Raw genomic sequence first — 18,109 nt, 5'->3', positions numbered from 1 at the left:
ACTCCAACGAGCTCCGTCCATCCGCCGAACGGTGCTCCCGGGGAATGGTGTCAGATCAACGGCGGAGCACGGGCTGCTGCCCCGACGCTCGCCCCCCGAAACCGGACCCCGGCATGCCGTTGCCCTGGTTGCGAGCGACGACCGACCCCAACCCTACCGGCCCATATGTACGAGGGTCAGTGCTCAGGTGACTCAACAGGCGCCGAAGTGACCAGTTCTGTCAGTACGCCATGGCAATCCTTTGGGTGCAGGAACGTGATCCGTGACCCCATGGAGCCGCGCCGGGGCTCCTGGTAGAGAACGCGCACGCCCTTCTCCCGGATGTCCTCGGAGTCCGTGTCGACGTCCGCCGTGCCGAAGGCGATGTGGTGGACGCCCTCCCCGTTCTTCGCCAGCCACTTGCCCACGGCGGAGTCCTCGCGGGTGGGTTCGAGGAGCTGGAGGTAGGAGGCGCCGCCGTCGTCCGTGTTGTTGATCTTCAACATGGCCTCGCGCACGCCCTGTTCCTCGTTGACCTCGGAGTGGAACACCTCGAAGCCGTACGTGGCCCGGTAGAACTCGACGGTCGTGTCGAGGTCGAAGCAGGCGATCCCGATGTGGTCGATTCGCGTCAGCATGTATGTAGTGCAGCGCGCACCGGGTGGTTACGCAACGTGCGCGCGATCACACCGACGGCCCGATGACGGGGCGGTCTACCGCTCAGTACATTTCGAGTAAACCCTCGTTCACTCCTCAGCTGAAACACGCTGGAAGGGGATCGCACCTCATGTCTGGAACGAACAGCACGACCTCGGTGATCGTCGCGGGCGCCCGGACGCCCATGGGACGGTTGCTGGGCTCCCTGAAGTCCTTCTCCGGAGCCGACCTCGGCGGCTTCGCGATCAAGGCCGCCCTCGACCGTGCGGGTATCGGTGGCGACCAGGTGCAGTACGTGATCATGGGCCAGGTGCTCCAGGCCGGGGCAGGGCAGATCCCGGCACGCCAGGCCGCCGTCAAGGCGGGCATCCCCATGGGCGTCCCCGCGCTCACCATCAACAAGGTGTGCCTCTCCGGCCTCGACGCCATCGCGCTCGCCGACCAGCTCATCCGCGCGGGCGAGTTCGACATCGTCGTCGCGGGCGGCCAGGAGTCCATGACCAACGCCCCGCACCTGCTCCCCAAGTCCCGCGAGGGCTACAAGTACGGCGCCATCGAGATGCTCGACGCGATGGCCTACGACGGCCTCACCGACGCCTTCGAGAACATCGCCATGGGCGAGTCGACGGAGAAGCACAACACGCGGCTCGGCATCCAGCGCCCCGAGCAGGACGAGATCGCCGCGCTCTCCCACCAGCGGGCCGCGACCGCGCAGAAGAACGGTCTCTTCGAGGCCGAGATCACCCCGGTCGAGATCCCGCAGCGCAAGGGCGAGCCGGTCGTCTTCAGCAAGGACGAGGGCATCCGCGCCGAGACCACGGCCGAGTCGCTCGGCAAGCTGCGGCCCGCGTTCACCCGGGACGGCACGATCACCGCCGGCTCCGCCTCGCAGATCTCGGACGGCGCGGCGGCCGTGGTCGTGATGAGCAAGGCCAAGGCGCAGGAGCTGGGCCTGGACTGGATCGCCGAGATCGGCGCCCACGGCAATGTGGCGGGACCCGACAACTCGCTCCAGTCGCAGCCGTCCAACGCGATCCTGCACGCCCTGAAGAAGGAGGGCCTGGAGGTCGGCGACCTCGACCTGATCGAGATCAACGAGGCCTTCGCCGCCGTCGCCGTCCAGTCAATGAAGGACCTCGGCGTGACCACCGAAAAGGTGAACGTGAACGGCGGAGCCATCGCCCTGGGCCACCCCATCGGCATGTCCGGTGCCCGTCTGGTGCTGCACCTGGCCCTGGAGCTCAAGCGGCGCGGCGGCGGGGTCGGCGCGGCGGCGCTGTGCGGCGGCGGCGGTCAGGGTGACGCGCTGATCGTGCGGGTAGCCAAGGCCTGAGCAGCAGTACCTTCTCGCTACGGAACGGAGCCGTGATGCAGGACGTCGCCTCGCTGGTGGACCAGGCCAGGGAAGGCCGGCCACGGGCCGTGGCCCGGCTGATCTCCCTCGTGGAGGGGGCGTCCCCCCAGCTCAGGGAGGTCATGGCGACCCTCGCACCGCTGACCGGCGGGGCGTACGTCGTCGGCCTCACGGGCTCGCCGGGCGTCGGCAAGTCGACGTCGACGTCCGCGCTGGTCACGGCGTACCGCAAGCAGGGCAGGCGGGTCGGCGTCCTGGCCGTCGACCCGTCCTCGCCGTTCTCGGGGGGCGCGCTGCTCGGTGACCGGGTCCGGATGTCGGACCACTCCTCCGACCCCGGCGTCTACATCCGCTCGATGGCGACCCGCGGCCATCTCGGCGGCCTCGCGTGGTCGGCTCCGCAGGCGATCCGTGTCCTCGACGCGGCGGGCTGCGACGTGATCCTGGTGGAGACGGTCGGGGTGGGCCAGTCGGAGGTGGAGATCGCCTCCCAGGCGGACACCAGCGTGGTGCTGCTGGCCCCCGGAATGGGCGACGGCATCCAGGCCGCGAAGGCGGGGATCCTGGAGATCGGCGACGTCTACGTCGTCAACAAGGCGGACCGGGACGGCGCGGACGCGACCGCCCGCGAGCTGAACCACATGCTCGGCCTGGGCGAGGCCCGCGGTCCGGGCGACTGGCGCCCCCCGATCGTCAAGACGGTGGCCTCCCGCGCCGAGGGCATCGACGAGGTCGTGGAGGCCTTGGAGAAGCACCGGGCGTGGATGGAGGAGCACGGCGTCCTCGCGGAGCGCCGCGCGGCCCGCGCGGCCCGCGAGATCGAGACCATCGCGGTCACGGCCCTGCGGGCCCGGATCGGCGACCTGCACGGCGACCGGCGGGTGGGCGCCCTCGCGGAACGGGTCGTGGCGGGCGAGCTGGACGCGTACCGCGCGGCGGACGAGCTGATCGCGGGGATCACGGAGAGCTGAGGCGCGGGAGCGCGAGGGGTGGTGCGACCGTCGGTTGTGTGCCGGTGGGTCGGTTCCGGTCGCGCTGTTCGGTTCGGGCCGGTGGAAGTCAGCCCGTCCGGCGTTCGAGGACGAGGCCCCTTCAGGGCGGAAGCGGGGGCCTGGGGGACGGCGCCCCCAGACGTCCCCCAGGCCTAGGGACGCCCCCGCTGCCCCCGCAGATGCTCCGCGATCGGCTTCAGGGTTTTGTCGAGTTCCGACAGGTCCTCCGGCTGCACCAGGTCGATGAAGTGGCGTCGTACGGACGCCACATGGTGGGGTGCGACCTTTTTCATCGTCTCCAGGCCGTGTTCCGTGAGGACGGCGTACAGGCCCCGGCGGTCCGACTCGCAGTTCTCCCGGCGCACCAGGTCCGCGTTCTCCATGCGGGTGATCTGGTGCGAGAGGCGGCTCTTGGACTGGAGCGTGGCGGCGGCCAGGTCGCTCATCCGCAGCCGTACGTCCTCCGCCTCGGAGAGGTTCACCAGGATCTCGTAGTCGTTCATCGTCAGGCCGAACGGCTGTAGGTCCTTTTCGAGTTGGTACGTCAGCAGCCTGTTGACCTCCAGGTGGGTGCGCCAGGCGCACTGCTCCTCATCGGTCAGCCAGCGCGTGGCCGTCTCGGTCTCCATGAATGAAGTCTACCTAAAATGTTGAAAGGCGAACTAGTGAGGGTGGCGTGACGGCGCGCACACGTTCGACGTCACACTCCGCAGACTACCGCTCACAGCCCGAAGCGACGCTGGAGATCTCCCAGCTGTCCGGGAAGGCGCGGTGCGCCCGCTTGCTGTGAGGGGCCTGTGCGCGCCCCGCCTCCACCCGGTACCCCCGGCTCGTGCGGCACAACCCCTGTGGCCTGCTCGGGCATCAGATTCTCGGAGGACTGGAGCAGTACCGTGCCCGCCCCGACGAACTCGAACTGGTGCTCCTCCCCGGAGGCCCCGCCGATGCCCGTCATCGCACGTAGACCGCCCAGCACACCGGTCATGTACGCGTGGTCGTAGTGGTGGCACGGAGAGGGGCAGTCGGCCCAGCCGACGAGCGCCTGCGGGTCGACCCGGATCGGGGGTTCCACGAACACCACCGGGCCGCTGGAGGCGGCCACGATCTTGCCGGTTCCGATGAGGGTCAGAAAGCCGGGGACGATCGACTGCTTGAGAGCGAGACTTGGCTGAAAAGCGAGCAGATTGCCGGAGCGAATGGTCATGTTGGCGTCTTCGAGGTCGTACGCGTTGACGTCGAAGGCCCGGTCGGCGAGCAGCATCTTGCCCGAGCCGTCCGCCACGACCCAGTCGCTCGCGTGCAGAGGCGAATGGAAGGACGTACGGACGAGCCGGTCCAGACGGCCGTGCCCGATGCCGTTGAACTCCATCGAGCCGTAGTAGGCGATCATCTTCCCCTTCTGGAGGAACCACTGGCTCCCCTTGAGCTCCACGCAGAAGGTGTACTTGTTGACGTTGTCGTCGACCGGCAGGGTCATCGGGTCGAAGACCGTGGGGCCGGACCCCGCGTACTGGCTCACAGCTTCTCCTCCGAGGCCTGGACGTAGACCGCGCCGCTGCCGCTCAGCTCCAGCTGGAACGCCTCGCCGGAGCCCCGGCCCACCATGTCGCGCCAACCGAGCGCCGTGGACAGCTTGTTGCGGACGTCCCCGTGGTGGGCGACGTAGGCCTGCGGGTCGACGTGGACGGGTCTGCCGGGGGTGATCGGCACCTCGAAGACCCCGCCGTGGGCCATCACGGCGACCGCGCCCCGCCCCTGGAGGGTGGTCGTGAACAGTCCCTGGCCGGTGACCTGGCCGCGGACCAGGCCCATGACGCCGCCCTGCGAACCCATGAACATCGTGCCCTGCTGGAGGGTGCCCTCGAAGGCGAGGAGACGGTCGGCCTCCACGTAGAGGGTGTCCCCGGTCAGCTCGATGATCTGGATGTGGTGGCCGCCGTGACCGAACATCACGGTGCCGCTGCCCTCGACGGTCATCAGGGGAGTGGCCTCGTTCGCCACCCGGCGCCCCAGCATCGACATCACACCGCCCTGGCCGCCCTGGATGTTCGGGGTGAAGGAGACGTCCCCCTTGTAGGCGAGCATCGCGCCGCGCTGGCTGTAGACCCGCTGCCCCGGCACCACCGTGGCCTGGATCATCTTCGAGTTGATCTCCGTGAACGTCATGTCACACGTCCCCCGCGATCGTGTTCCGCTCGCTGGGCTGGACGTAGACCAGCCCGTCCCCCTCGAAGCGGATCTGGAAGGCCTCGCCGCCGCCCTCCCCGAAGAAGGTGCGGAAGGTCACACCGGACTGGAAGGACTGCTTCAGGTTCCCCTGGTGCGCGATGTACGCGCCGGGGTCGACGGTCAGCGGGTACTGCCGGCTCACCCGCAGCACCACCGCCGGGCCGTCCGACATGATCGCCGCCTGGCCGTGCCCCTCGACGGTCGTGGTGAACAGCCCGTTGCCCTGCGAGGCGCCGCGCAGTCCGGTGAACGTCGTGCCCGTTCTCAGCCCCGCGTCGGTCGCGAGCAGGTTGCTCGACTCGACGTAGAGCTTGTTGCCCTGGAGGTTCACGAGGTTGATCTCGGACGCCCGGTCCGCGAACCAGCAGGTGCCCTGCCCCTTCACCTCCATCACCGTCATCTGCTCACCGGTCAGCCGCCGGGTCACCATCCCCCGGATGCCCTCGCCGCCGCCGGTCATCTTCTTGAAGGCCATCTGCCCGTCGTACGCGACCATCGAGCCGTTCTTCGCCTTCACGGCGTCCCCGGTCATGTCGACGGCGAGCACCTTGCTGCCCTGGAGTCGAAACATCGCCACGGTGCGAAGGTAACGGCACGGGCGCGCCCCCGGACAGGGCCCACGGGTGGAGAACGACCCTGACCTGCCCCCTAGGGCACACGACCAGGGCACGGCCAGGGAACAGCCGGGCCACGGCTCAGGGCGTGTCGCGGGGCGTGCCGAGACGTATCACGGCCGTGCCCGCGCGCAGGTCGACCGTCGACCACGGCGGGTCCCCGTCCTCCTCGTCGTCCCGCATCACCAGCGCGCTCTGCCGTTCCTTCAACTCGGTCTGCTTGCCCGGCGACAGGCTCGCGTGCAGCTGCTCGAAGCCGGTCGCGGAGATCTGCCCCTGGCGGCCGGCGTTCCGCCAGGGCAGCACCCCGGCCCGGCCGGCCCGCAACAACAGCTGGTCGAGGAAGGCGAGGAGCGTCAGCAGGACCACCAGCCCGGGGAGCGTCATGAAGAACACGAACTGCACGAGCACTCCCGGGGCCTCGACGACGGACCCCCAGTCTCGGCCCGCTCAGCCGTTTGCCACAATGGACGAACGTTTGTGCTCGCGTTCACAAGCTGTGGACGTCTCTCACCGAACTCACCGAAGGTGACCTGTGGACATCAAGACCGCCACCGCAATCCGCCGCCTCCGCCTGGTGTCGGCCCCCGAGGCCGTGTCCTTCCTCCTGCTGCTCGTCTGCTCGGTGCTGAAGCGGACCACGGACTTCAACGCGGTGCCCGTGATGGGCATGGTCCACGGCGTCCTCTTCATCCTCTACGTCATCTTCTGGGCGGACGCCTGGAACCGCACCAAGTGGGGCGCGAAGACGGCGGCCCTCTACTTCGTGCTCTCCGTGCTGCCCACCGGCGGCTTCTTCGCCGAGCGGAAGCTGCGCCGCGAGTCGGAGGACGCGGTCATCGCCTCCCGCGCCCGCCAGGAGCAGAAGGGTGCCGTGCAGGCATGATCGTCGCCTTTTCCGTGACACCGCTGGGCGTCGGCGAGGACGTCGGCGAGTACGTCGCCGACGCCGTCCGCGTGGTCCGCGAGTCGGGCCTGCCCAACCGCACCGACGCCATGTTCACGTCCATCGAGGGCGAGTGGGACGAGGTCATGGACGTCGTCAAGCGCGCGGTCGCCGCCGTCGAGGCGCGTGCCCCGCGCGTCTCCGTGGTCCTCAAGGCGGACATCCGCCCCGGAGTGACGGACGGCCTCACCTCCAAGGTGGAGACGGTCGAACGACACCTGGCCGACTAGCCCGAACCTCACTCCGCCAACGCCTCGCACAACCGCGACACGGCCGCCAGGTCCGGCACCCGGGCCAGCGAGGCGACCACCTGGCCGCCGGCGAACTCCCGTTGCGCGGCGGTCACCGCGGGGTCGATCGCGCACTCGGCCTGCACCCGCACGTAGTTGAGCTCGGTCGCGAAGAGCATCGAGAACGACCGCGGCCCCGCTACGGCGGCACGGCCCCCGGCGCTCCGGTACGCCCGCGCGACCCGCACCGCGGCCTCGGCGTCCCCCTCGTTGCCGCCCGACCAGACGAACAGCGCGCGGGCCAACTCCCGTTCCGCGCGGGCCGGTCCGGCGTTGTCCCAGTCGAGGAGGACGGGACCGTCCGGGCCGACCAGTACGTTCTGGGGCCGCAGATCGAGGTGGGACGTCACCAGTTCCTCGTCGGGGCCGGACGGCGTCACCCACTCCGCCAGCTCCACGGCGGAGCCGGTGATGAACCGCCCCAGCGCGTCCGCCCACGGCCGCCCCGCCCGCCGCACCCGCCCGTGCAGCTCCCGCCACTCGGCGTCCCGCGGGCACCGTTCGTACCAGTCGCCCGGTGCCTGGGTCCCGCCCGCTCCCGCCCGGTGCAGCAGTGCCATGGTCCGCCCGAACCAGTCCAGGACACCCGGGTCGGAGGCGTCAGCGTCGGTGCCGTCGATCCAGTCGTACAGCTTGATGTGGGAGCCCGAGCCGAGGCGGGTGACGTACGCCCCCTGCCGGTCGGGCATCAGGCGCGGGGACGCGATGCCCAGGTCCTCGGCGGCCCGCCGTAACGCGGCCTCGCGGCCGACCTGTTCCTCGTCGCAGCCGAAGAGGAGCTCCTTGACCGCCCAGGAGGTGCCGGCTCCCGAGAGTCTCCAGATCTGGCCGAGCGCGCCCCGGGTGACCGGCGTCAACGTCCACGGTCCGGCGCCGAGCGCGTAGGTCTCGGCAATCACATCGGCGGTGTCGTGCATGCGGGTGCCTTCCGGAGTGCTGATCGTCGCCGCATTCTCCCGGAGCCGTCTCCGCCCCCGGTTCCGCGCCCGTTCCGCCGCCGGGGGCAACCGCCCACCCACCTGGACGCACCCAGTTCGACACGCCCTCAAATCTCCACTTGTGTGTGGGTATCGGCCCGGTCGATCTTCGGAACCCAGCGGTTCCGGCGGCCTCCGGGCGTCGATCACTCCTCAATCAATGGAGGGCGCTGTGCGGCCGGAGGGCTACGACTACGACACCTACAGCCGACTGGCCGGACCGCTCACGGAGCCGTCCGGTGCGTCGTACCAGGTGCAGTACACCTCGCTCCTCTCGCGCGAGCCCCACCGAATACGCGCCATCCTCCTGATGAGCCTCGCCCCGGTGCTGACCGCCGCCCTGCTCGTCTACCTCGTGTGGCCCACCCACTGGGTGGAGCGTGAGGGAGGCCAGGAGTGGATGGTCGGGCTCGACATCACGATGCTGATAGCCATCGGACTGATCGAGCTGTTCATGGTCGTCAACGTCGCCTCCGTGGCCCACGCCACGCTGGTCGCCCGCGACCCGGTCCCCGTCGTCCCCGCCCCCGGCACCCGCGTCGCCTTCCTCACGACGTACGTCCCGGGCAAGGAACCCCTGTCCATGGTCCGCGCCACCCTCGAAGGCGCGGTCAGGGTCACGCACACCGGTCCGGTCGACGTCTGGCTCCTCGACGAGGGCGACGACGAACAGGCCAAGGCGCTGTGCGCCGAGTTGGGCGTACGGCACTTCACCCGGCACGGCGTCCCGGAGTGGAACCGCCCCAAGGGCGTCCACAAGGCCCGTACCAAGCACGGGAACTACAACGCCTGGATCGCGATGCACGGCGGCGACTACGAGTTCTTCGCCTCCGTCGACACCGACCACGTTCCGCTCCCCAACTTCCTTGAGCGGATGATGGGTTACTTCCGCGACCCGGACGTGGCCTTCGTCGTGGGACCGCAGGTGTACGGGAACTACCACAACCCCGTCACCAAGGCCGCCGAGTCGCAGCAGTTCCTCTTCCACGCGCTGATCCAGCGGGCCGGCAACCGCTACCGCGCCCCCATGTTCGTCGGCACCAACAACGTCGTACGGATCGCCGCCGTCAAGCAGATCGGCGGGCTCTACGACTCGATCACCGAGGACATGGCCACCGGCTTCGAACTCCACCGGCACCGCAACCCGTCGACCCGCACGCACTGGCGGTCCGTCTACACCCCGGACGTGCTGGCGGTGGGGGAGGGGCCGGCCTCCTGGACCGACTTCTTCACCCAGCAGATGCGGTGGTCGCGCGGCACCTACGAGACGCTGATCAAGCAGTACTGGAAGGCACCGTTCACGATGCCTCCCGGGCGGCTGTTCTCGTACACGATGATGCTCGTCTACTACCCGATGACGGCCGTCAACTGGCTGCTGGGCATCCTGAGTTGTGTCCTGTTCCTGTGGTTCGGGGCCTCCGGCACGCAGGTCGCCGCGTCCGTGTGGCTGATGCTCTACAGCGATGCCGCGGCCCTCCAGATCGGGCTCTATCTCTGGAACCGGCGGCACAACGTCTCCCCGCACGAACCCGAGGGGTCCGGCGGACTGGCCGGCATGGCGATGTCGGCGCTCTCCGCGCCGATCTATCTGAAGTCCTTCGGCGAGGCGCTGATCCGCAGGCCCAGCCGGTTCGTCGTCACCCCCAAGGGCGGCGACGCCAGCCCGGACCGGGTGCTGACCTTCCGTATCCACCTCTTCTGGGCGATCCTCCTCGCGAGTTCGCTGGCCGCGTCCGTCGTCCTCGACCACACCCACGCGGCGATGCGCACCTGGGCCGTCCTGGCGACGGTCATCTCCCTCGCGCCGCTGGGAGTCTGGGTCGGCTCGCTGGTTCGGGAGCGCCGGGAACGGCACGCGCTGCTCGGCGCCACCCGCACCCTCGATACCGCCGAACCCGCTCTCGCCACCACCGGGGCCGGCCCGTCCGTCTCCGGCACCACGACAGGGGGCAACTAGACCATGGCGTACCAGCCGTCCCAGAAGACCAGGAAGACCGTGCTCGGCATCGGCGGCATCGCCGTCCTGGCCGGTCTCAACGCGCCGGCCGCCCTCGAATTCGCCGGCGAGCAGTACCACGAGTACAAGATCACCCGGCCCGACTACATGGCCAAGTACGGCTCCTGGGACCAGATCGACATCCCGAAGGAGTACCGCACCAACGCCATCCACGCCTCGCTGCTGCACACCGGCAAGGTCCTGATCGTGGCGGGCTCCGGCAACGAGCAGAAGAAATTCAACGCCGGGTCCTTCGACACCGTCCTGTGGGACCCGAAGGCCAACACCTTCAAGAAGATCCCCACCCCGGTGGACTTCTTCTGCGGCGGACACAGCCAACTCCCCAGCGGCAACCTGCTGGTGGCCGGCGGCACCGCCCGCTACGAACTCCTCGACGGCGAGGTCAAACGGGCCGGCGGCGGGATGCGCGTCAAGAACGAGAGCCCCAACAAGGCGATGTTCCTGAAGAAGGGCACCGTCTTCCGCTCCCCGGCCGGCGTCGACTACGTCAGCAAGTTCGACGTCACCGTCCCCAAGGCCAAGCGCGAGTTCAAGGTGACGTACAACGCCCGTGGCGTCATGCAGCCCTGGCAGACCAAGGTCACCGCGAGCGAGGTCCGCGTCTTCGTCGAGGCCACCGAAGCGGGCCCGATGTCGGTCACCGAGAAGCAGGCCCAGTACGACATCGTCGGCCTCAAGGGCGTCGACGCGAACAACACGTACGGCCTCTCCGAGAAGATCACCCTCGACAAGCAGGACTACCAAGGCATCCGCGCCGCCTACGAGTTCGACCCCAAGGCCGAGCGGTACATCGCCGTCGACCCGATGGACAAGGCGCGTTGGTACCCGACCCTCGTCGGCCTCGACGACGGCCGCGTCCTGGCCGTCTCCGGCCTCGACGACGTCGGGGTCATCGACCAGGGCGACAACGAGATCTACGACCCGAGGACCAAGAAGTGGACCCCGGGCCCCAAGCGCTACTTCCCCACCTACCCGGCCCTGTTCCTCACCAAGGGCGGCAAGCTCTTCTACCCGGCCTCCAACGCGGGCTACGGACCCGCCGACAAGGGCCGCGAGCCCGGCATTTGGGACCTCAAGACCAACAAGTTCACGACGGTGGCGGGCCTGCGCGACCCCGACGAGACCGAGACCTCGTCCTCGCTCCTGCTGCCGCCCGCGCAGGACCAGAAGGTGATGATCCTCGGCGGCGGAGGCGTCGGCGAGTCCAAGAAGTCGACCCCGCGCACCGCCGTCGTCGACCTCAAGCAGGACAGCCCGGTCTTCAAGGACGGCCCCGACCTCCCGCAGGGCACCCGGTACCTGAACAGCGTGATCATGCCGGACGACTCCGTCTTCACCACCAACGGCTCCTCCGACTACCGGGGCCGCAGCGCCAGCAACATCTTCAAGGCACAGTTCTACGACCCGAAGGGCAACGCCTTCCGCGAGGCCGCCGCCCCGATGGTCGGCCGCAACTACCACTCCGAGGCACTGCTGTTGCCCGACGGCCGGGTCGTCACCTTCGGCTCCGACCCCCTCTTCGACGACCAGGCCAACACCAAGCTCGGCCACTTCGAGCAGCGCATGGAGATCTTCACCCCGCCCGCGCTGCACAAGAACGGCGCCAACAGGCCCGTGCTCCAGGACGGTCCGCAGACCCTGGACCGCCACCACCGGGCGACCTTCCGCACCGATCACCCCGACCGGGTCGTCAAGGCCCGCCTGATGCGCCCGAGTTCGGTCACGCACACGACGGACGTCGAGCAGCGCTCCATCGAACTCGGCCTCGTCAAGGACGGGAAGTCGGTGACGGTGGACGTACCGGACGACCGGGCGCTGGTGCCGCCCGGCTGGTACATGCTGTTCGTGACGGACGCGCAGGGCACGCCCTCGGAGGCCAAGTGGATCCAGGTGCCCTGACGCCGGTGAACCGCCGTGCTACGCCTTGGAGTTGCGCGCCAGCTCCAGGGCGTACTCCGGCCACCACTGCCCGGCGTCCGGACCGCCCTCGCAGGTGCCGTCCGAGGCGCCGGGCCGCTTGATCCACAAGTAGGCGTCCAGGGCGGGTTCCCCGGTGTCGGTGGTCGGCCGGGTGCCCAGTCCGCGCCCCGGCGGATTGCACCAGGCGCCGGCCAGCGGCCCGTTGCCGTTGCGGCTGGAGTCGACGACGAAGTGCTTGCCGCCGAGTTCCCTGGACAGCCGGACGCCGTACTTCTTCGTCACCGCGTCCGTCTGGAAGTTGGAGACGTTGAGCGAGAACCCGTCGGCCTCCTCCACCCCGGCCCGCTTCAACGGCTCCACCAGCTTCCAAGGGTCCCTGATCCAGGCCGGGTTGCCCGCGTCGAGATACACCGTCGTACCGGACTGCCGCTTCAGCCGGACCACCGCCTCGCTCAGCAACTGCTCCCGCTCGCCCTGGTACTCACCGGGCGTGCAGCCGTCCACCATGTGCGCGACGGCGTCGGGTTCGAGCACGACGAGCGCCTTGGAGTCCCCGAGCGCCTCGGCGAACTTCCCGATCCAGGCCCGGTAGGCGTCCGCGTCCGCCGCCCCGCCCGCCGAGTGCTGACCGCAGTCCCGGTGCGGAATGTCGTACGCCACGAAGAGCGCCGTACGGCCCTCCTGCCGTGCCGCCGCCGTGGCCGCCCGGATCACCGGCCCGGGGTCGAGCTCACCGGCCGGCCACAGCGCGGTCGGCTGATCGGCGATCCGCTTGAGCAACGCGGCGTCCTGCTCGCGCCCCGCCCGCTCCCACAGCTGGATCTGCTCGGCCGCCGGACTCGCCGGGTCGACCCAGAAGGACGTGGCACGCGCCGGATCCTTCGAGCGGCCACCGGCGACGGAGGCCTCGTCGACACCGCCGGCGGACGAACACCCCACCGCCAGCCCGAACACCGAGACCACCACGGACATGCGGATCAGCCGGGACATGCCACTCCCTTGCGCGCGGGGACATTAAGTGACGATTCGTCGGCAATTGTGGACGATCCGTCACCGCGCCGGGCCCTGGCGCGCCGGTCAGCCCCCGCCCGAGGCCAGCGCGATCCCCAGCGGCGTCCGCTCGTACAGCACCTGATGGCCGTAGCGCCGCGTCGTCAGCAGCCCCGCGTCACGCAGCACCGACAGATGCGCCGACACCGACGACGGCGCGAGCCGCAGCCGATGGGCCAGGGCGGTCGTGGAAGCGGGTTCGTCGAGCGCGGCCAGCACGGCGGCCCGGCCGCGCCCCAACAGCCGGAGCAGCGCGTCCGGTGTGCGGGCGGCGGGCTCGGCCCACAGGGCGCCGATGCCCCGGGCCGGATAGGCCAGCGTCGGCTGCCAGGGGTGCTCGAAGGTGCTCACCACGTTCGGCCAGATGAAGACGCTCGGGAGCAGCACCAGGCCCTGGCCGCCCAGCAGCCGTTCGTGCTCGCCCCGGAAGCGCACGGTCAGCGTGCCGCCCGTCTCCCAGGCGCAATGCCCGCTGATCTCCGGCAGCAGCACCCCCAGGCCGACCTCGGCGAGCCGGCGGGAGTGGAAGGCGATGTCCGCCTCCAGCAGGGCACGCAGCCGGGGCCAGTCCGGCGCCACCAGCGTGTGCCAGACCGACTCCATCGTGTCCGCCAACTCCTCGATCATGCGGGCCGGTTCACGCAGCCAGGCCCGGCCGCGCTCGGACTCCAGCGCGCCCGGAGTGGCCGCCAGCGACCTCGCCGTGTCCGCCCGGGCCCGGACCGGATCGGCCGCCCGGACCGCCGCGATCTCCTCCTCGAAAGTGGCCGCAGGACCGATCGGCGGCGGGCACAGCCAGCCGGGACAGTGACCCCGCTGCGGCATCAGCAGCCACAGCGGCGCGAGATCGAGACCGGCCGCCGCCGCGCCGGCCCGCCGCAGCCAGGGCACGTGATACCCCTGCCGCTCCGGCCGCTTGAACGTGCGCACCACCTCCTGCGTCTCCCACAGCGGCGACACCGCGAACCGGCACCGGAGGAAGTCGTCCTCCCCGAAATACAGCCGCGACGGCATGCCCAGCCCTCCAGGAATCGGCCACGAGATTCGGCCCTGGCCGAAACTCTAGGGTGCGGGGCCGCCGCCGAGCACGCTGCTGCCCATGCTCCAGGCCCCACCCGCACCGCCCACCGGCTACCGCCGCGTCCTCGCCGTCCCCGAGTTCCGCGCCGTCTTCGCCGCCCACGCGCTCTCCCTGCTCGGCGTGGTCGTCACCGAGATCGCCCTCTCCGTCCTCGTCTACGACCTCACCGGCTCACCCCTGATGAGCGCCCTCGCGTTCGCCGTGGGCTTCCTGCCGTACCTCGTCGGCGGGACGCTGCTCGCCGGGGTCGCCGACCGCTATCCGGCCCGGCGCGTGCTCGTCGTCTGCGACCTGGTCTGCGCGGGCTGCGTCGCCGCGATGGTCGCGCCCGGCACCGGCATCGCCGTACTGCTGCTGCTCCGCTGCGCCCTCGCCGTCGTGTCACCCGTGTTCGCCGGCACCCGCATGGCCACGCTCGCCGACATCCTCGGCGACGGCGACCTCTTCGTCCTCGGCCGCTCGCTGCTGCGGATCGTCTCGCAGAGCGCGCTGCTCGCCGGCTACGGACTGGGCGGCCTGCTGCTCACCGCCGTCTCCCCGCGGCACGCCCTGCTGATCACCGTGGGCACCTTCCTCACCTCCGCGACCCTGCTGCGCCTCGGCACCCGGCGCCGCCCCGCCCGCGCGAGCGGCGGCGGCGCCCTGCTGGCCGACTCCCTCAGGGGCGCCCGCCAGGTCCTCGCCGACCGCCGGGTGCGGGCGCTGCTCCTGCTGTTCTGGATCCCCGCGATGTTCTCCGTCGCGCCCGAGGCGCTGGCCGCCCCCTACGCGGCCGAACTCGGCGCCGGTTCCACCGGACTCGGGCTGCTGATGTGCGCCCTGCCCGTCGGCACCGTCGCCGGCGAGCTGTACGCCGGCTCCCGGCTGCGCCCCGCCACCCGCGCGCGGATCGCCCTGCCCCTGGTCTGCTGCACCCTGCTGCCCTACCTCGGCTACGCCGGCCGGCCCGGACTCGCCCTCTCCCTGGTGCTGCTGGTGCTCGCGGGCGCCGGGTCCGCGTACACGCTCGGCCTCGACCAGTGGTTCGTACGGGACGTGCCCGAGGAACTGCGCGGCCGGGCCATGACCCTGCTCACCGCCGGGCTGATGACCATCCAGGGCGTGGGTATGGCCCTGGCCGGTGTGGCCGCCGAGTTCGCCGGGGTGCGGGCGGCGGTCGCGGGGGCCGGGGCGCTCGGCACGGTGTGCTGCGTCCTGCTCGCGCTGGAAGCCCGCAGGACCGCCGGGGCTACGGCCGCGGGACCGAAAGGCGAGACGGGGCTGACCACGATGTGACCGGCCGGTAAGGTCTGGTGCCGTGCCGAAGCCCCTCAGTCTCCCTTTCGACCCCATCGCCCGCGCCGACGAACACTGGAAGCAGCGCTGGGGAAACGTACCGTCGATGGCCGCCATCACCTCGATCATGCGGGCGCAGCAGATCCTGCTCGCCGAGGTCGACGCGGTCGTCAAACCGTACGGACTGACCTTCGCGCGGTACGAGGCGCTGGTGCTGCTCACCTTCTCCAAGGCGGGCGAACTGCCGATGTCCAAGATCGGCGAGCGGCTCATGGTGCATCCGACGTCCGTCACCAACACCGTGGACCGGCTGGTCAGATCCGGGCTCGTCGACAAGCGCCCCAACCCCAACGACGGCCGCGGCACCCTCGCCTCCATCACCGACAAGGGCCGCGAGGTCTGCGACGCGGCCACCCGCGACCTGATGGAGATGGACTTCGGACTCGGCGCCTACGACGCGGAGGAGTGCGCGGAGATCTTCGCGATGCTGCGGCCGTTGCGGGTCGCCGCCGCCGACTTCGACGAGGACTGACCCGGGGAAAGATCGCCCGGAACCGGTCGTTACGCTCGTCCTCATGAAAAAGAGCGTGCTGACCCGCTACCGCGTCATGGCGTACGTCACGGGTGTCCTGCTGGTCCTGCTGTGCCTCAGCATGGTCGCCAAGTACCTCCTCAAGATCGACGGTGCCGGGAGCTTCACCGAGGTCGTCGCCATCGCGCACGGCTGGCTGTACGTCGTGTACCTGCTCTTCGCGTTCGACCTGGGCTCCAAGGCCAAGTGGCCGGTCGGCAAGCAGCTCTGGGTGCTGCTCGCGGGGACCGTCCCGACGGCCGCGTTCTTCGTGGAGCGGAAGATCAGCCGCGAGCTGGAGCCGAAGATCGTCGAGTCGGCCCCGGTCACCGCGAAGGCGTAACCCCACCGCCGTACGGGTCGCGTACGGCGGTCGCCCATCGACATTTAGTAGGACGTCCTAGTAAATTCGAAGGCATGGACGCTGACGCCATCGCAGAGGGCCGCCGACGCTGGCAGGCCAGGTTCGACGCCGCACGTACCCGTGAGGCTGACTTCACCACGCTCTCGGGGGATCCCGTGGAGCCGGTCTACGGGCCACGCCCCGGGGACACGTACGACGGCTTCGAGCGGATCGGCTGGCCGGGCGAGTACCCGTACACGCGCGGACTGCACGCGACCGGCTACCGGGGGCGGACCTGGACGATCAGGCAGTTCGCCGGGTTCGGCAACGCCGAGCAGACCAACGAGCGGTACAAGAAGATCCTCGCCAACGGCGGCGGCGGCCTCTCCGTCGCCTTCGACATGCCGACCCTCATGGGCCGCGACTCCGACGACCCGCGTTCGCTGGGCGAGGTCGGGCACTGCGGGGTCGCCATCGACTCCGCCGCCGACATGGAGGTCCTGTTCAAGGACATCCCGCTGGGCGATGTGACGACGTCCATGACCATCAGCGGGCCCGCCGTCCCCGTCTTCTGCATGTACCTGGTCGCGGCCGAACGGCAGGGCGTCGACCCCGCCGTCCTCAACGGCACGCTCCAGACGGACATCTTCAAGGAGTACATCGCCCAGAAGGAGTGGCTCTTCCAGCCCGAGCCGCACCTGCGCCTGATCGGCGACCTCATGGAGTACTGCGCGAGCGGCATCCCCGCCTACAAGCCGCTGTCGGTCTCCGGCTACCACATCCGCGAGGCCGGTTCCACGGCCGCGCAGGAGCTGGCGTACACCCTCGCGGACGGCTTCGGGTACGTCGAACTCGGCCTGTCCCGGGGCCTGGACGTGGACGTCTTCGCGCCCGGTCTGTCCTTCTTCTTCGACGCGCACGTCGACTTCTTCGAGGAGATCGCCAAGTTCCGCGCGGCGCGCCGCATTTGGGCCCGGTGGATGCGGGACGTCTACGGCGCGAAGTCGGAGAAGGCGCAGTGGCTGCGCTTCCACACGCAGACCGCCGGGGTCTCGCTGACCGCGCAGCAGCCGTACAACAACGTGGTCAGGACGGCCGTGGAGGCGCTCGCGGCCGTGCTCGGCGGGACCAACTCGCTGCACACCAACGCCCTGGACGAGACGCTCGCGCTGCCGAGCGAGCAGGCGGCGGAGATCGCGCTGCGCACGCAGCAGGTGCTGATGGAGGAGACCGGGGTCGCCAACGTGGCGGATCCGCTGGGGGGTTCGTGGTACGTCGAGCAGCTCACGGACCGGATCGAGGCGGACGCCGAGAAGATCTTCGAGCAGATCAGGGAGCGGGGGCTGCGGGCGCATCCGGACGGGCGGCACCTGATCGGGCCGATCACCTCCGGGATCCTGCGCGGGATCGAGGACGGCTGGTTCACCGGTGAGATCGCCGAGGCCGCGTTCCAATACCAGCGGTCCGTGGAGAAGGGCGACAAGCGGGTCGTGGGGGTCAATGTGCACCACGGGTCGGTCACCGGGGATCTGGAGATCCTGCGGGTCAGCCACGAGGTGGAGCGGGAGCAGATCCGGGAGTTGGGCACGCGCAAGGGTGTCCGCGACGAGGCGGCCGTGGCGGCGGCCCTGGACGCGATGCTCGCGGCGGCGCGGGACGGTTCGAACATGATCCGCCCGATGCTGGACGCGGCGCGCGCGGAGGCGACGCTGGGCGAGATCTGCGGGGTGCTGCGGGAGGAGTGGGGGGTGTACACCGAGCCGGCCGGGTTCTAGGCCGTGTCCGCGAAGTCCCGTCGTCCGCCCGGGAGGTGG

19 protein-coding genes are annotated in these 18,109 nt (G+C 70.1%); 10 read left to right on the top strand and 9 right to left on the bottom strand.

The annotated features are described in order from the left end of the window. Window positions 1-176: 176 nt before the first annotated feature. On the bottom strand, window positions 177-617 hold the full coding sequence (mce, locus tag ACIQPR_RS00270; RefSeq protein WP_403639610.1) for a methylmalonyl-CoA epimerase: 441 nt from the start codon (window positions 615-617) through the stop codon (window positions 177-179). 149 nt (window positions 618-766) lie between these two features. On the opposite strand from mce, the gene ACIQPR_RS00265 reads away from it, so the two are divergent. After that, entirely contained in the window at window positions 767-1,969 is a 1,203-nt protein-coding gene (locus ACIQPR_RS00265; protein ID WP_403639607.1) for an acetyl-CoA C-acetyltransferase, read from the top strand. 35 nt (window positions 1,970-2,004) lie between these two features. Continuing rightward, window positions 2,005-2,961, top strand: coding sequence for a methylmalonyl Co-A mutase-associated GTPase MeaB (meaB, locus tag ACIQPR_RS00260; protein ID WP_403639604.1), 957 nt, complete (start codon window positions 2,005-2,007; stop codon window positions 2,959-2,961). A gap of 173 nt (window positions 2,962-3,134) precedes the next feature. On the opposite strand, the gene ACIQPR_RS00255 is transcribed toward meaB, so the two are convergent. The 5 genes from ACIQPR_RS00255 to ACIQPR_RS00235 all read right to left on the bottom strand — a co-directional run bounded on the left by ACIQPR_RS00255 (window position 3,135) and on the right by ACIQPR_RS00235 (window position 6,230). Then, window positions 3,135-3,611, bottom strand: a complete 477-nt coding sequence (locus ACIQPR_RS00255; protein ID WP_403639601.1) for a MarR family winged helix-turn-helix transcriptional regulator — start codon at window positions 3,609-3,611, stop codon at window positions 3,135-3,137. Window positions 3,612-3,703: 92 nt separating this feature from the next. After that, window positions 3,704-4,501: an AIM24 family protein gene (locus ACIQPR_RS00250; protein ID WP_403639599.1), complete on the bottom strand. Its 798-nt coding sequence runs from the start codon at window positions 4,499-4,501 to the stop codon at window positions 3,704-3,706. Next, window positions 4,498-5,148 carry an AIM24 family protein gene (locus tag ACIQPR_RS00245; RefSeq protein WP_403639596.1) on the bottom strand — a complete coding sequence of 217 codons (651 nt, stop codon included), beginning with the start codon at window positions 5,146-5,148 and terminating at the stop codon, window positions 4,498-4,500. Before ACIQPR_RS00245 ends, ACIQPR_RS00250 begins: the two co-directional genes overlap by 4 nt. Before the next feature lies 1 nt (window position 5,149). Beyond that, window positions 5,150-5,782, bottom strand: a complete 633-nt coding sequence (locus ACIQPR_RS00240; protein WP_403642794.1) for an AIM24 family protein — start codon at window positions 5,780-5,782, stop codon at window positions 5,150-5,152. A gap of 124 nt (window positions 5,783-5,906) precedes the next feature. Then, window positions 5,907-6,230, bottom strand: a complete 324-nt coding sequence (locus ACIQPR_RS00235; RefSeq protein WP_403639593.1) for a DUF6191 domain-containing protein — start codon at window positions 6,228-6,230, stop codon at window positions 5,907-5,909. A 130-nt stretch (window positions 6,231-6,360) separates the two neighbouring features. Between ACIQPR_RS00235 and ACIQPR_RS00230 the strand changes: the two genes are divergently transcribed. Further along, window positions 6,361-6,711 carry a DUF3817 domain-containing protein gene (locus ACIQPR_RS00230; protein ID WP_403639590.1) on the top strand — a complete coding sequence of 117 codons (351 nt, stop codon included), beginning with the start codon at window positions 6,361-6,363 and terminating at the stop codon, window positions 6,709-6,711. Beyond that, window positions 6,708-7,001, top strand: a complete 294-nt coding sequence (locus ACIQPR_RS00225; protein ID WP_019073144.1) for an MTH1187 family thiamine-binding protein — start codon at window positions 6,708-6,710, stop codon at window positions 6,999-7,001. The genes ACIQPR_RS00230 and ACIQPR_RS00225 overlap by 4 nt, the downstream gene beginning before the upstream one ends. A gap of 8 nt (window positions 7,002-7,009) precedes the next feature. Here ACIQPR_RS00225 and ACIQPR_RS00220 read toward each other — a convergent pair whose 3' ends face one another. Further along, window positions 7,010-7,978, bottom strand: coding sequence for a phosphotransferase enzyme family protein (locus tag ACIQPR_RS00220; RefSeq protein WP_403639586.1), 969 nt, complete (start codon window positions 7,976-7,978; stop codon window positions 7,010-7,012). 232 nt (window positions 7,979-8,210) lie between these two features. Between ACIQPR_RS00220 and ACIQPR_RS00215 the strand changes: the two genes are divergently transcribed. Continuing rightward, the gene (locus ACIQPR_RS00215; RefSeq protein WP_403642792.1) at window positions 8,211-9,995 is read left to right on the top strand and encodes a glycosyltransferase family 2 protein; all 1,785 of its coding nucleotides are present in this window, start codon (window positions 8,211-8,213) and stop codon (window positions 9,993-9,995) included. 3 nt (window positions 9,996-9,998) lie between these two features. Then, on the top strand, window positions 9,999-11,954 hold the full coding sequence (locus ACIQPR_RS00210) for a galactose oxidase-like domain-containing protein (protein WP_403639583.1): 1,956 nt from the start codon (window positions 9,999-10,001) through the stop codon (window positions 11,952-11,954). A gap of 18 nt (window positions 11,955-11,972) precedes the next feature. Here ACIQPR_RS00210 and ACIQPR_RS00205 read toward each other — a convergent pair whose 3' ends face one another. Together ACIQPR_RS00205 and ACIQPR_RS00200 are read right to left on the bottom strand one after the other, a co-directional pair. Then, a complete protein-coding gene (locus tag ACIQPR_RS00205; RefSeq protein ID WP_403639580.1) occupies window positions 11,973-12,965 on the bottom strand; it encodes a glycoside hydrolase family 6 protein in 993 nt (330 codons plus the stop codon). Window positions 12,966-13,052: 87 nt separating this feature from the next. After that, window positions 13,053-14,039 (bottom strand): DUF5937 family protein, encoded by a 987-nt coding sequence (locus ACIQPR_RS00200; protein ID WP_403639577.1) that lies wholly within the window; start codon window positions 14,037-14,039, stop codon window positions 13,053-13,055. 85 nt (window positions 14,040-14,124) lie between these two features. On the opposite strand from ACIQPR_RS00200, the gene ACIQPR_RS00195 reads away from it, so the two are divergent. From ACIQPR_RS00195 to ACIQPR_RS00180, 4 genes are all read left to right on the top strand, one after another. After that, window positions 14,125-15,381 (top strand): MFS transporter, encoded by a 1,257-nt coding sequence (locus ACIQPR_RS00195; protein ID WP_403639574.1) that lies wholly within the window; start codon window positions 14,125-14,127, stop codon window positions 15,379-15,381. A 22-nt stretch (window positions 15,382-15,403) separates the two neighbouring features. Further along, complete coding sequence (locus ACIQPR_RS00190) at window positions 15,404-15,913, top strand: MarR family transcriptional regulator (RefSeq protein ID WP_317880792.1); 510 nt, start codon at window positions 15,404-15,406, stop codon at window positions 15,911-15,913. A 43-nt stretch (window positions 15,914-15,956) separates the two neighbouring features. After that, on the top strand, window positions 15,957-16,295 hold the full coding sequence (locus tag ACIQPR_RS00185) for a DUF3817 domain-containing protein (RefSeq protein WP_403639571.1): 339 nt from the start codon (window positions 15,957-15,959) through the stop codon (window positions 16,293-16,295). 74 nt (window positions 16,296-16,369) lie between these two features. Beyond that, the gene (locus ACIQPR_RS00180; RefSeq protein WP_403639568.1) at window positions 16,370-18,070 is read left to right on the top strand and encodes a methylmalonyl-CoA mutase; all 1,701 of its coding nucleotides are present in this window, start codon (window positions 16,370-16,372) and stop codon (window positions 18,068-18,070) included. Window positions 18,071-18,109 lie beyond the last annotated feature (39 nt).

Origin of the sequence: Streptomyces sp. NPDC091280, assembly GCF_044768565.1 — a bacterium.
Lineage (GTDB): Bacteria > Actinomycetota > Actinomycetes > Streptomycetales > Streptomycetaceae > Streptomyces.
The sequence above is the reverse complement of the archived record's forward strand: the minus strand, read 5'-3'. Positions and strand labels throughout refer to the sequence as shown.